At 72.1% G+C, this 12,854-nt stretch carries 10 protein-coding genes; 4 read left to right on the top strand and 6 right to left on the bottom strand.

Going from position 1 to position 12,854, the window contains the following annotated elements; translation table 11 throughout:
- Positions 1–236 precede the first annotated feature (236 nt).
- A complete protein-coding gene (locus ACRRSS_RS02615; protein ID WP_435969596.1) occupies positions 237–1,772 on the bottom strand; it encodes an MFS transporter in 1,536 nt (511 codons plus the stop codon).
- Positions 1,773–1,834: 62 nt separating this feature from the next.
- Here ACRRSS_RS02615 and ACRRSS_RS02610 point away from each other — a divergent pair, with 62 nt between their 5' ends.
- Complete coding sequence (locus ACRRSS_RS02610; RefSeq protein WP_435969595.1) at positions 1,835–2,794, top strand: helix-turn-helix transcriptional regulator; 960 nt, start codon at positions 1,835–1,837, stop codon at positions 2,792–2,794.
- 53 nt (positions 2,795–2,847) lie between these two features.
- Here ACRRSS_RS02610 and ACRRSS_RS02605 read toward each other — a convergent pair whose 3' ends face one another.
- Entirely contained in the window at positions 2,848–3,849 is a 1,002-nt protein-coding gene (locus tag ACRRSS_RS02605; RefSeq protein ID WP_435969594.1) for a sigma-70 family RNA polymerase sigma factor, read from the bottom strand.
- 446 nt (positions 3,850–4,295) lie between these two features.
- On the opposite strand from ACRRSS_RS02605, the gene ACRRSS_RS02600 reads away from it, so the two are divergent.
- Positions 4,296–5,429, top strand: coding sequence for a questin oxidase family protein (locus tag ACRRSS_RS02600; protein WP_435969593.1), 1,134 nt, complete (start codon positions 4,296–4,298; stop codon positions 5,427–5,429).
- 37 nt (positions 5,430–5,466) lie between these two features.
- Here ACRRSS_RS02600 and ACRRSS_RS02595 read toward each other — a convergent pair whose 3' ends face one another.
- Positions 5,467–6,255, bottom strand: a complete 789-nt coding sequence (locus ACRRSS_RS02595; RefSeq protein WP_435969592.1) for a dioxygenase family protein — start codon at positions 6,253–6,255, stop codon at positions 5,467–5,469.
- A gap of 129 nt (positions 6,256–6,384) precedes the next feature.
- On the opposite strand from ACRRSS_RS02595, the gene ACRRSS_RS02590 reads away from it, so the two are divergent.
- Complete coding sequence (locus tag ACRRSS_RS02590) at positions 6,385–6,873, top strand: MarR family winged helix-turn-helix transcriptional regulator (RefSeq protein ID WP_435969591.1); 489 nt, start codon at positions 6,385–6,387, stop codon at positions 6,871–6,873.
- A 130-nt stretch (positions 6,874–7,003) separates the two neighbouring features.
- Here the strand turns inward: ACRRSS_RS02590 and ACRRSS_RS02585 are convergent, their stop codons facing one another.
- On the bottom strand, positions 7,004–8,533 hold the full coding sequence (locus ACRRSS_RS02585; protein ID WP_435969590.1) for an MFS transporter: 1,530 nt from the start codon (positions 8,531–8,533) through the stop codon (positions 7,004–7,006).
- A gap of 159 nt (positions 8,534–8,692) precedes the next feature.
- Entirely contained in the window at positions 8,693–9,367 is a 675-nt protein-coding gene (locus ACRRSS_RS02580) for a TetR/AcrR family transcriptional regulator (RefSeq protein WP_435969589.1), read from the bottom strand.
- Positions 9,368–9,942: 575 nt separating this feature from the next.
- Here ACRRSS_RS02580 and ACRRSS_RS02575 point away from each other — a divergent pair.
- On the top strand, positions 9,943–11,214 hold the full coding sequence (locus ACRRSS_RS02575) for a M6 family metalloprotease domain-containing protein (RefSeq protein ID WP_435969588.1): 1,272 nt from the start codon (positions 9,943–9,945) through the stop codon (positions 11,212–11,214).
- On the opposite strand, the gene ACRRSS_RS02570 is transcribed toward ACRRSS_RS02575, so the two are convergent.
- Positions 11,201–12,820, bottom strand: a complete 1,620-nt coding sequence (locus ACRRSS_RS02570; RefSeq protein ID WP_435969587.1) for a class I adenylate-forming enzyme family protein — start codon at positions 12,818–12,820, stop codon at positions 11,201–11,203. The two genes, ACRRSS_RS02575 and ACRRSS_RS02570, sit on opposite strands and share 14 nt — an antisense overlap.
- Positions 12,821–12,854 lie beyond the last annotated feature (34 nt).

Raw genomic sequence — 12,854 nt, 5'->3', positions numbered from 1 at the left:
TCCGTTCGATGCCCGAACCTGTGGTTTCAGGGTCAGGCTACGCCCGGGTTTCCGCAAAGTAAACGGATTCGGGCGCGATGCAGGCACAAACGGGCATGACAGGTCATCCAACCCCGCCCGAGCAGGACGAAGGGCCCCGCCCCGGGACGTATCCCGGGGCGGGGCCCTGCCTGGCGCAGGCCTGTCGCAGGCCTGTCGCAGGCCTGGCGCGAGCCTCTCGCAGCCGCGCGGGCGGCTCAGTGCGCGAGCGCCGGCTCCTTCTCGATCACGACGCCGTCGTCGTCACCGCCACCCCCCAGGTGCTGCTTCGGCTTCGTCGGAAGCGCGAACATCACCAGGAAGATCACGGCGAGCACGCCGGCGACCCAGCCCATCGCGTTCTGGAAGGCGTCCGTGAACGCCGCCCCCGCCTCGGCCGGGGACTTCGGGGCGGGCTTGCCGTCGATCACGCCGAAGAAGACCACCGACACCAGCCCGAGCCCGAGCGCGTTGCCCATCTGCCCGGTCGTGTTGATCAGGCCGGAGGCCGACCCCGCGTGCTCCTTCGGCACGTCCGAGAGGACCGCGTCCGTCAGCGGCGCCACGATCAGACCCATGCCGAGACCCATGACCACCAGCGGCGGGATCATCTGCCAGGACTCGATCCCGGACCCGTACCGCCCGGCCTCGAAGAGGTAGAGCAGCACGCCCGCGATCATCGTCAGCGCGCCCGCCTGGAGCACCTTCCGGCCGAAGCGCGGCACCAGCTTCTGCACCGAGAGACCGGCGGCCATCGAGACCGCGATGGAGAACGGCACCCCGGTCAGGCCCGCCCGCAGCGGGCTCCAGCCGAGCCCGATCTGCATGTACAGCGTCCAGACCAGGAAGAAGATGCCCATCACGACACCGAAGGTCAGCTGCACCGCGATGCCCGCCGCGAAGCTCTTCACCTTGAACAGCGACAGTTCGACGAGCGGCGAACCGTCCTTCGCCGTCTTGTACTTCTCGTACGCGATGAGCGCGGCGAACACGAGCACGCTGCCGGCCATCATCAGGTGGCCCCACAGCGGCCAGTCCAGCTCGCGGCCGCGCGTCAGCGGGTAGATCAGCATCAGCAGCGCGGCCGTCACCAGGAGCATGCCCACGATGTCGAGGCGGAGCGCCTTCGGCGCCTTCGACTCGGTGATGAACTTACGGCCCAGCAGCAGGCCCGCGATGCCGACCGGCAGGTTGATCAGGAAGATCGGCCGCCACTCCAGGCCCGCGATGTTCCACTGCGTGAGCAGCGCGCCGAGCAGCGGGCCGGAGACCGCGCCGAGACCGATGATCGCGCCGAAGAGGCCGAAGACCTTTCCGCGCTCGTGCGCCGGGAAGGTGACGTGGATGATCGAGAGGACCTGCGGCACCATCATCGCGGCCGCCGCGCCCTGGAGGAGGCGGGAGGCGACCAGCATCTCCTGGTTGGCCGCGAAGCCGCAGAGCGCGGAGGCGACCGTGAAGCCCGCCGTGCCGAGGAGGAAGAGCCGCTTGCGGCCGTAGATGTCACCGAGGCGTCCGCCGGTGATCAGTCCGGCGGCGAACGCGAGCGCGTACCCGGCGGTGATCCACTGGATGGCCCCGAAGGAGGCGCCGAGGTCCCGCTCGATGCTGGGAATCGCGATGTTGACGATCGTCGCGTCGACCAGGTCCATGAAGGCGGCCGTCATGACGATGGCCAGGGCTATCCAGCGTCGCTTGTCGCTCGTGTCGGTGGGGGCCGCGTCCGTGGTGACGCCGGCGTCGTGTGCACTCATACGGAGAAGATAAAGGCCATCTAGGTCAGAAGATGGCCTAGATGGCCCTCATTCTGAAACGTATGACGGACACCCCGGTACGACTCCTGAATCTGCTCTCGCTCCTTCAGACCCCGCGCGAGTGGCCCGGAAGCGAACTCGCCGAACGGCTCTCGGTCTCCCCGCGCACCATCCGACGGGACATCGACCGGCTCCGTGACCTCGGCTACCCCGTCGAAGCGACCCTCGGCGCGGTCGGCGGCTACCGCCTCGTCGCCGGCACGGCCATGCCGCCGCTCCTCCTCGACGACGAGGAGGCCGTCGCCATCGCCGTCGGCCTGCGCGCCGGGGCCGGGCACGCCATCGAGGGCGTGGAGGAGGCGTCCGTACGGGCCCTGGCCAAGCTGGAACAGGTTCTCCCGGCCCGGCTCCGGCACCGGGTCTCCACCCTCCAGAACGCGACGCTCCCCCTGACGCGGGGCGATGGCGCCACGGTCGCCCCCGCGACCCTGACCACCCTGGCGGGCACGGTGACGGGCCGGGAGAAGCTGCGCTTCGGCTACCGGGCGGGCGACGGGGCCGAGACGAACCGCCTGGTCGAGCCCTACCGGCTGGTCTCCACCGGCCACCGCTGGTACCTCGTGGCGTACGACCTGGAGCGCGACGACTGGCGCACCTTCCGGGTGGACCGGGTCAGCGACCCGCTCGCCACGGGAGCCCGCTTCACCCCGCGCGAGCTGCCGGCCGGCGACGCCGCCCAGCTCCTCGCCCGCTCCATGTCCCGGACCCAGCCCGAACTCGACCTGGACGTCACCTTCGAGGCCCCCGCCGACTTCGTCACGGCCCGCCTCCCCTCCCACCTGGTCCCCACCCCGACGGGCCCGACCAGCTGCCGTCTCCGCACCCGCTCGGCGGACTCCGTCGAATGGCTGGCCCTCCGGCTGGCCCTGGTGGACGCCCCGTTCACGATCCACGGCCCCGGCTCCCTCCACCAGTACGTGGAGGACCTGGCGGGCCGCCTGGCCGCGTCGACGCGGGGGTGAACGCGGAGAGGGACCCGGGGACGGAACGTCCCGGGTCCCTCTCTCCAGCCGCACTAGGCCACCGCGTCGAAGCCCGTGTCGTGGGCCATCTTCTTCAGCTCCAGAAGCGCGTGCTTCTCGATCTGGCGGATCCGCTCACGCGTGAGGCCGTGCTGCTTGCCGACCTCCGTCAGCGTCCGCTCGCGCCCGTCCTCGATCCCGTACCGCATCCGGATGATGGACGCCGTCCGGTGGTCGAGCTTGTCGATGAGGTCGTCGAGCTCCTCGCTGCGCAGCAGCGTGAGCACCGACTGCTCCGGCGAGACCGCCGACGTGTCCTCCAGGAGGTCGCCGAACTGCGTCTCGCCCTGGTCGTCCACCGGCATGTTCAGCGAGACCGGGTCGCGCGCCCAGTCCAGCACGTCGACGACCCGCTCCGGCGTCGAGCCGAGCTCCGTGGCGACCTCCGCGGGCTCGGGCTCCCGCCCGTTCTCCCTGTTGAACTCGCGCTGCACCCGCCTGATCCGGCCCAGCTCCTCCACGAGGTGGACGGGGAGCCGGATCGTGCGGGACTGGTCGGCGATGGACCGGGTGATGGCCTGGCGGATCCACCACGTCGCGTACGTGGAGAACTTGAAGCCCTTCGCGTAGTCGAACTTCTCGACCGCGCGCACCAGGCCCGCGTTCCCTTCCTGGATCAGGTCGAGCAGCGGCAGTCCGCTGCGCGGGTAGCGCCGGGCGACGGCCACGACGAGCCGCAGGTTGGACTTGATGAAGAGCTCTTTGGCCCGCTCGCCCGCGGCGACCAGCGCTTCGAGCTCCTCACGGGCGGCTCCGCCCGCCTCGCTCTCGATCTCTCCCTCGAGGATCTGGCGGGCGTAGACACCCGCCTCGATCGTCTGGGAGAGCTCGACCTCCTTGGCGGCGTCGAGCAGGGGTGTGCGCGCGATCTCGTCGAGGTACATGCCGACCAGGTCGCGGTCGGCGATCTCCCCGCCCACGGCGCGAACGCTGCTTGCCCGGCCGGCCCCGCTCTTGGCGGAGGTCTGACGACGGGCGACGGCACGGGTTGCCATGCGAGCTCCCTTGCTGAGTAGGTCGCGACACCCATTCGGGTGCCCTGCATCCGACGGAAACAACGACTGGAATCAGGACAGAATTCCCACCCGGCACATGGATTTTCGCGATCATGCAGTATGCTGCGCGGCCGCCGCCCCCGCGGGCATGCCTTCGATATCCACGGAGGTGCAGGTCAGACTGGGCCCGGAGGGTTTCCCGGCGCCGCTCGCGGGGTCCCCGACCACACTGTCGGTGAGACCGCGATCACACGCGCCGCCGTCTGTTCAGACGCCGGGACGGGCCGATGGGTTGCCCGCCCCGCCCGGGATGCCGAAGGAGGGGACGCCCGGCCCGGGAGGGCCCGGCCAACCGGCCCCGGGAGGGCAGCCCTCGCGGCCTCGGGCGGGAGGCCTAGGTCCCCAGCCCGTTACGCCCCCACCCCTCCCCGCCCTAGCGTCGCCCCATGAGCGACGCACCCGGCACCGCCCCTTCCAGCACCGACGCACCCGGCGCCGCCCCGTCCGGCACCGCCCCGCACCGCGCCGACGACGCCCCGCACCGCACACCCGCACCCGGTGCCGACGCGTCCGGCACCCTCGACGAAGCCCTCGAACGCCTCCACACCACCGGCCCCGAACGCGACGGCTGGCTCAGCAACCACGCCCCCATGGCCGTCGAGGCCCTGGTCCGCCACGGCCGGGCCCCGGCCGTGCACCGCTGGCTGGATCACTACGCCCACAAGCTGGAGGAACTGCCGCCCCCGTCCCGCCCGGTCACCACCGGCGACTGGCGCGAGGCGCTCGGCGACCCGACCCGGATCACCGACTGGACCCGTTTCTTCGCGCGGGAACTCGACGGCGCCGAGGCGCGCCCCTGGCGGGAGATCCTCGCCGAGTGGTGGCCCCGGCTGCTCCCGGGCATCGCGGGTGGTGCGACGCATCCCGTGATCCGCACCGGTCACGCCGTACGGACCCTCCTGACGTCCGGGGAGGCCGGGACGGCACCGCGCCGGGCCGAGCTGGCGCACGCCCTCGGCTACTGGGCCGCCCGCCACCAGCCCCTCCCGTCATTGACCCCGCTGGCCGTGGCGCCGGACGCGGCCGCCGCCCTCGGCGCCGTACCGCCGGTCCCGGAGCAGGACGGCGGGATCCGGGCCCGGCTCGCGCAGCTGACGGCCTTCCCCGACTGGGGCACGGCACCGGACCCGGACACGGCGCGGGCACTGCTCACCGACCTGGTGACGGCGGCGACGCACCGGTACGCGACCCACGGCCACGGCGAGCCGATCATGCTGGTGCACGCCGCGACCGCGCCGAACGCCGTGCTGCGCGCCCTGCCCGCGCTCCCCCGCGAGCTGTGGGCGCCGAGCCTGGCGGCGGCGTGGGCGGCGGCGGCCGCGGTGACCGCCGCGTACACACCGCCGGAGGCAGGCCCGTACGCGCCGACCTCCCTCACCGCCGAGGAGGTCTTCGAACGGGCGGCGGCGCACGGGGACGACCACACGATCAAGTTCACGGACACGGCGCTCGACGTGGGCGACCCGCTCGCGCTGGCCGCCGCCGTCCGCTCCATGGAGCTGAACACCCCGGCGTACTGATGCCCGCCCGGGCCACCGGGCCGCGGGGCCGCGGGGCTCAGCCGAACTGGACCGACCGCTTGGCGAGACCCAGCCAGAACCCCTCGATCACCGACCGCTCCGCGTCGAGGTCCCCGGCCGCCTCCGCCGCGCCCAGGGTGACGAAGAGCGGGGCGAAGTGCTCCGTACGCGGGTGGGCGAGGCGTCCGGCCGGCGACTTGTGCTCGAAGTCGAGGAGCGCGTCGACGTCGTGGGCGGCGAGGGCCTCGTACCCCCAGGCGTCGAACTCGGCGGACCAGCCCGGCACCCCGCCGCCGGTGTGGCGGAGGGCGGCGAGGTTGTGGGTGAAGAAGCCGCTGCCCACGATCAGGACGCCCTCGTCGCGGAGCGGCGCGAGCTTGCGCCCGATGTCCATGAGGCGGCGCGGGTCGAGGGTGGGCATGGAGATCTGGAGCACGGGGATGTCGGCGCCGGGGAACATCTCGACGAGCGGCACGTACGCGCCGTGGTCGAGGCCCCGGTCGGGGATGTCCTGCACGGGCGTGCCGGGCGCGCGGAGCAGCTTGCGGACGGCCTCGGCCAGTCGGGGCGCGCCGGGGGCCGCGTACCGGACGCGGTAGTAGTGCTCGGGGAAGCCCCAGAAGTCGTGGACGAGCGGGATCGTCTCGGTGGCGCCGAGGGCGAGCGGGGCCTCCTCCCAGTGGGCGGAGATCATGAGGATCGCCGCGGGGCGCGGGAGGCCGGCGGACCAGGCGGCGAGCTCGCCGGGCCAGACGGGGTCGTCGGCGAGCGGCGGAGCGCCGTGGGACAGGTAGAGGGCGGGCATCCGTTCGAGCGTGGTGTCCATGGCGACGGCCTCCGGCTTCCGGCGTTGGCGAGGGCGTGATGCTTGAAACTTCAAGTTCACTCCTGCGCAGGATAAGCCGACATAGTTCAACTTTCAAGAACGAGTCGTACGATGGGAACCATGGGAGACATGACCGAACCACGCTGGCTCAGCGACGAGGAGCAGCACGTCTGGCGCTCGTACCTGCACGCCACCACGCTCCTAGAGGATCACCTCGACCGCCAGTTGCAGCGCGACGCCGGGATGCCGCACATCTACTACGGCCTGCTCGTCCAGCTCTCCCAGGCCCCCCGCCGACGGCTGCGGATGACCGAGCTCGCCAAGAGCGCCAAGATCACCCGTTCCCGCCTCTCCCACGCGATCGCCCGGCTGGAGAAGAACGGCTGGGTGCGGCGCGAGAACTGCCCCTCCGACAAGCGCGGACAGTTCGCGCAGCTCACGGACGAGGGCATGGAGGTCCTGCGCAGGACCGCGCCAGGCCATGTGGCGGCCGTACGCCAGGCCCTCTTCGACCGGCTCGCGCCGGAGCAGGTCGAACAGCTCGGCGCGATCATGCGGGTCATGGCCGAGGGCCTCGAACCGGCGGATCCGGACGCGGACCTGCCCTGGCTCCGCTGAGCACGAGCTCGGGGAACCAGGGCAGGTGACGGCCGGGGGAACCAGGGATGGTTACGGACCGGGGAACCAGGGCGGGTGACGGACCGGGGAACCAGGGCGGGTGACCACCCGGCTGGGGAATCGGGATCGGTCAGTGGGCGATGACCGGGACCTTCATCTCGTCGTCGGCGCCCGCGCCGGACCCGACGACGGCCCCGGTGTCCGGCTTCCCGGTGTTGATCAGCACGAAGGCGATCGCGGCCGAGGCGACCAGGATGCCCACGGCCCACCAGATGGCCGCGGTGTAGCCCTCGACCATGCCCTGGAGCTGGAGCAGCTTCTGCGTGGCCGGGGTGGTCGCGCCCGCCGCGTTGTCCGTCAGGTACGCGGTGGTCGCCGAGGCGGCGATCGTGTTCAGCAGGGCCGTACCGATGGCGCCGCCGACCTGCTGCGAGGTGTTGACCATCGCCGAGGCCACACCGGCGTCACGCGGGTCCACGCCGAGCGTCGCGAGGGACATCGCCGGCATGAACGCCGTACCCATGCCCAGGCCGAGCAGCAGCTGCGCGGGCAGGATCAGACCGGCGTACGAGGTGCCGATCTCCAGCTGGGTGAGGAGCAGCATGCCGAGGCCGGCGGTCAGGAAGCCGGGGGCCATGAGCAGGCGCGGCGGGACGCGGGTCATCAGGCGCGTGCCGATCTGCGTCGAGCCGATGATCATGCCCGCGATCATCGGGAGGAACGCGAAGCCCGTCATGACCGGCGAGTAGCCCTTCACGACCTGGAGGTAGTAGGTCAGGAAGAGGAAGAGGCCGAACATCGAGATGACGGCGAGACCCAGCGACAGGTAAACACCGCCGCGGTTGCGGTCGGTCAGGACGCGCAGCGGCAGCAGCGGGGACTTCACCTTCGCCTCGGTGAGCACGAAGGCGAGGAGCAGGACGGCGGAGCCGACGAAGAGGCCGATGGTGCCGGCGTCGCTCCAGCCCTCGGACTCGGCGCGGGTGAAGCCGTACACGAGCGCGACCAGGCCCAGGGTGGACAGGATGACGCCGGGGATGTCGAGCGTGGAGCGGTTGCGGCCGCCCGCGGGCTCACGGATGACCAGGTACGCGCCGACGGCGGCGACGACGGCGAACGGGATGTTGACGAAGAAGGTCCAGCGCCAGTTCAGGTACTCGGTGAGGACTCCGCCGAGGATCAGACCCACGGCGCCGCCACCACCGGCGATCGCGCCGTAGATGCCGAAGGCCTTGGCGCGCTCCTTGCCGTCGGTGAAGGTCACGGCGAGCAGCGAGAGCGCGGCGGGCGCGAGGAGCGCGCCGAAGGCGCCCTGGAGCGCGCGGGCACCGAGCATCATCGCCTCGCCGTTCGCGGCCCCGCCGAGTGCGGAGGCGAGGGCGAAGCCGATCAGGCCGACGACGAAGGTGCGCTTACGGCCCCACAGGTCGGCGATGCGGCCACCGAAGAGGAGCAGGCCGCCGAAGGCGAGGGCGTAGGCGGTGATGACCCACTGCCGGTTGCCGTCCGAGATGCCGAGGTCCTGCTGGGCGGAGGGCAGGGCGATGTTCACGATCGTCGCGTCGAGCACGACCATCAGCTGGGCGAGGGCGATGAAGACGAGCGCTTTCCAGCGGCCGGGGTCGGCTTGGGTCACGGTGTCGTCGGGGATTTTCGGCATGGGGGTAGCCACCTCTTGGCGCGTACTGGTGAAAAGGACGTGAAAGCGATGCGGGTCGTACGGATCGTGCGGGTCGTACGGGTCGTACGGGTCGTACGGGTCGTACGGGTCGTCTAAGGGGTTCACGGGTTCAGCCGGACGGGCGGCCCTGACCGCTGGTCACGGCGTGCGCGGCGAGCAGGAGTCGCGCCTCAGGTCCTCCAGGGTCGCGGCCGTCCCGGGCAGCTCGGAGCGCGCGGGCGCCTCCAGGCCGTCGAGGAAGAGTTGCAGGTGTCGGTGGACGAACTGGTCGAAGTTGGCGCCGCAGGCCGTACCCGGCAGGGGGCGGGTCAGCTGGGACACCGCCACCATCAGGTCTCCGACGCCGATGTCGGAGCGGAGCCGGCCGGCCCGCTGGGCACGGTCGACGAGCGACTGGACGGCTTCCTCCAGGCGTTCGCGTTCGGCCGTCAGGTCGGGGTGGTCCTTGTCGAAGGCCCCGTCGAGCATCGGGCACAGGGCACCGATGCGTTCGTCGGCGGCCGCGTGGGTGAAGCGCCGGAGGGCGGCGAAGGTGTCGTCCTCCTCCGTGGCACGCTCGGCGAGCTCGGTGACGCGGGCCATGATCGAGAGCACGACCTCGCGGACGAGGTCGTTGCGCTCGGGGAAGTTCCGGTAGAGCGTGGCGTTCCCGACGCCGGCCCGGCGCGCGACCTCGTCGTACGGCACCTGGGGGCCGAACTCGACGAACATCTCGCGGGCGGTCGTCACGATCCGCTCGCGGTTGCGCAGGGCGTCGGCGCGCGGTCGGGGCACGCGGCGGGCGGGCGCGGTGTCGGCGACGTCGCTGGTCACGCCACGGCCTCCTCACTTCACTCGGGGTCTTCGGCACTTCGGTAGGGGACGTCGTCCGGAGCCGCACCGGCAGGGCACCGGCACCGCATCCCGGACAGGATCCGGGTCCCGGACGACAACTGGGTCCCGGAAAGGATCCGGCCCCGGACAGCATCCGGGGACGGACTCCCCACTTCGCCGAACACAGTCATAAACGGGGACCCAGTCCCCGGTTATTTCCCACCGCACGTGTGACCTGGCTCACACACCTGGGTCGCGGTCGGAATACCCACGATCGGGCCACCCGGCGCGCGCGCCGGAACCTCTCGTCACAGGCTGATCGCACAGCGCGGTCGCACGCGGACCCATGGGACCACGGGCGGCCGCACGCCGGAACGGATACGACTCGCGTGGACCCACGCCGGAACGGAGAGGGCCACGCGAGCCCATGCCGGCACGGACACGGCCCACGCGGACCCATGCCGGCACGGACACGGCCCACGCGGACCCATGCCGGCACGGACACGGCCCACGCGGACCCGCGCTGACCGGAAGGGGTCGTTCCGCCGACCTGCCCCCCTCGGAGAGGCGACCGTATGCAGCACCCCCGCCGACGGATACGCAGACCCGTCGCCCTGGCCGCGACCACGGCGCTCTCCCTCACGCTGCTCGCCTCCGCGAGCAGCACCCTGCCCGGTCCCGCCCCCGCCTCGGCCGGCCCCGTGGCCGCGGCGCCCGGTGGAGCCCAGCTGGGGCCGTGCCGTATCGCGACCACGATGGGCGTGCAGATGTCGGAGGGGCTGCCCACCGCCCCCGGATACGTGCGCTCCACGGGCCAGGTCAGGGCCCTCAACCTGATGATCGACTTCCCGGACGCCACCGGCGAGGGCACGGCGATGGGCCGCTTCCGCGAGTTCTTCCCGCAGACCGCCGAGTGGTTCCGCACCAGCTCGTACGGGCGCCTGCACTACCGCGCCGAGGCCCCGATAGCCGACTGGCTGCGGATGCCCAAGGCATTCTCCGCGTACGGGATCGAGCGCGGCTCACCGTACGAACCGGCCTACCGCTCCCTCGTGGAGGACATCGTGAAGGCGGCCGACCCGAAAGTGGACTTCAGCGCGTACGACCTGGTCAACGTCCTCGTCACGCCGAACGCGGGGCCCTCCGCCCTCGACACCGTCCTGTCCGTGACCTTCTCCGGCAACGACGACGCCCCCTACGCGGACGGTGTGCCGCTCGCCAACACGTCCTTCGTCTACAGCCGCCAGGACGACGGCTCCGGCAGCTTCGCCGAGACCGGCTACCGCGTCCTGCCGCACGAGAACGGGCACGTCTTCGGGCTGCCCGACCTGTACACCTCGGACGGCGGCGGGACCGTCGGGCACTGGGACATCATGTCCGAGGACTGGGGGGCCAACAACGACCTGCTCGGCTGGCACAAGTGGAAACTGGGCTGGCTCGACAACGACCAGGTCGGCTGCGCGTCCGACCCCGGCACCGGCGACTACACCCTCACCCCGCTGGCCGTCCCGGGCGGCCCCAAGCTCGCCTTCGTCCCGCTCTCCGACACCTCCGGGTACGCGGTCGAGGTCCGCAGCAAGGACGGCAACGACGAGGCGGTCTGCGAACAGGGCGTCCTCGTCTACCGGGTGGAGTCCGACGTGGACACCGGCCACGGCCCGGTGACCGTGTCCGACAGCGAGCACGCGAGCGGCGGCTGCACGCGCCGCGCGAACGTCCACGCGGAACTGTCGGACGCCCCCTACCGCCCCGGCGAGACCTTCACGGACCGCGCCAACGGCATAGGGATCACCGTCCTGGACGAGGACGAGAACGGCACCTACCGGGTCAGGATCACCCGCCGGTGACCAGGCTGCCCCTCAGCTCGCGCTTGAGGATCTTCCCGGTCGGGTTCCGGGGCAGCTCCTCCTCCCGTACGAGGACCTGGGTGGGCACCTTGAAGGCGGCGAGGCGCGCGCCCACGTGCGCGCGCAGCTCCTCGACGCCGACGGCGGCGCCGGGTCGCAGGCGGACGACGGCCGCGACCTCCTCCCCGAGGAGGGGATGCGGGACACCGAGCACGGCGGCGTCGACGACGTCGGGGTGCTCGTGGAGAACGCCCTCGACCTCGACGCAGTAGACGTTCTCACCGCCGCGGATCACCATGTCGGTGAGCCGGTCGACGACGAAGACCCGCCCCTCCGCATCCACCCGCCCGAGATCCCCGGTCCGGAACCAGCCGCCGTCGGCGAACGCCGCACGGGTCGCCGCCTCGTCCCCCCAGTACCCCCGGACCAGCGACTGCCCGCGCAGCCACAGCTCCCCCACACCCCCCGCGTCGGGCCGGTCGACCCGCACCTCGGTGACGGGCGAGGGCCGGCCGACGCTCCCGGGATGGGCGCGGTACTCGGCGCCGACGTTCGACAGGACCCCGCCGCAGGTCTCGGTGAGCCCGTAGCCGTTCCGGGGCTCGACGCGCTCCCCGTACCCGGCGGAGATCCCGTCGACGATGCCGGGCGGGGCGGCGGCGCCCCCGGTGCTGAGCAGGGTGAGGCTGTCCAGCCGGTCGCCGGTCGCGCGGGCGAGGTCGAGGAGCTGGAGCGCGGTGGTCGGCACCCCGGCGTAGTGCGTGACGCGATGCTCGCGAATCAGCTCCAGGGCGAGGGCCGGATCCCACTTCCGCATCATCACCAGCGTCCCGCCGGCCGCCATGACCCCGTAGAAGGAGGTGAAGGCGGCCACGTGGAAGAAGGGAAAGGTGGTCAGCGACACGGGCGCGGGCCCCGTCCCGGGCACGTCACCGCGCGCGAGGGCCGCGGCGGCGGCGAAGTACCGGGGGTTCATGGCGGCCCCGGCCTGCGCGAGATGGGTGGCGACGGCGCCCTTGGGCCGCCCGGTGGTGCCGGAGGTGTAGACGATGGTGGCGTCGTGCTCGGGCAGGACGTCGACGGGCGGCGGCCCGAGGAACGGATCGGTGTCGGGCACGTACGCCCGGAAGCCCGCGGGAAGCGGCCCTTCCGGCTGGAAGACGATCCCGGGGACCCGGTTCCGCCCGGCCCACGCCTCGACCCGCCCGACCCGCTCCCCGTCGACGAGCAGCACGCCCGGGGCACAGTCGTCCAGCGCGTACGCGCACTCGTCCTCGGTCCACCAGGCGTTGAGGGGTACGGCGACGAGCCCGGCGAGCTGGGCGGCCCAGAAGGCGATCTGCCACTCGGGCAGGTTCCGCATGGCGATGACGACACGATCGCCCGGGCGCAGCCCGCACTCCCCGAGAAGCCGCCGGGCGAGCCCGCAGGAGGCGTCGAAGAACTCCCGATAGGTCAGAACCCGCCCCTCGGACACGAGGAAGACCTGATCCCCGTACCCCCAGACGACCTCGACGAACTCGCGCAGGGTCCGCGGCCCGGAGGCGTAGACCCCCTCGCTCACCTCGAAGGGCGCCCCGACAGCGGTCAGCCGCGCTTCCACCACGAGCCCTCCTCGACACCTGCCCAACCGGCCCGGC

The organism is Streptomyces sp. Qhu_M48 (assembly GCF_051305195.1).
GTDB lineage: Bacteria > Actinomycetota > Actinomycetes > Streptomycetales > Streptomycetaceae > Streptomyces.
The sequence above is the reverse complement of the archived record's forward strand: the minus strand, read 5'-3'. Positions and strand labels throughout refer to the sequence as shown.

Excerpts from the sequence above, each read along its gene's own strand:
- ACRRSS_RS02615 (WP_435969596.1), bottom strand. The coding sequence starts at position 1,772 with ATGAGTGCACACGACGCCGGCGTCACCACGGACGCGGCCCCCACCGAC.
- ACRRSS_RS02610 (WP_435969595.1), top strand. The coding sequence starts at position 1,835 with ATGACGGACACCCCGGTACGACTCCTGAATCTGCTCTCGCTCCTTCAG.
- ACRRSS_RS02605 (WP_435969594.1), bottom strand. The coding sequence starts at position 3,849 with ATGGCAACCCGTGCCGTCGCCCGTCGTCAGACCTCCGCCAAGAGCGGG.
- ACRRSS_RS02600 (WP_435969593.1), top strand. The coding sequence starts at position 4,296 with ATGAGCGACGCACCCGGCACCGCCCCTTCCAGCACCGACGCACCCGGC.
- ACRRSS_RS02595 (WP_435969592.1), bottom strand. The coding sequence starts at position 6,255 with ATGGACACCACGCTCGAACGGATGCCCGCCCTCTACCTGTCCCACGGC.
- ACRRSS_RS02590 (WP_435969591.1), top strand. The coding sequence starts at position 6,385 with ATGACCGAACCACGCTGGCTCAGCGACGAGGAGCAGCACGTCTGGCGC.
- ACRRSS_RS02585 (WP_435969590.1), bottom strand. The coding sequence starts at position 8,533 with ATGCCGAAAATCCCCGACGACACCGTGACCCAAGCCGACCCCGGCCGC.
- ACRRSS_RS02575 (WP_435969588.1), top strand. The coding sequence starts at position 9,943 with ATGCAGCACCCCCGCCGACGGATACGCAGACCCGTCGCCCTGGCCGCG.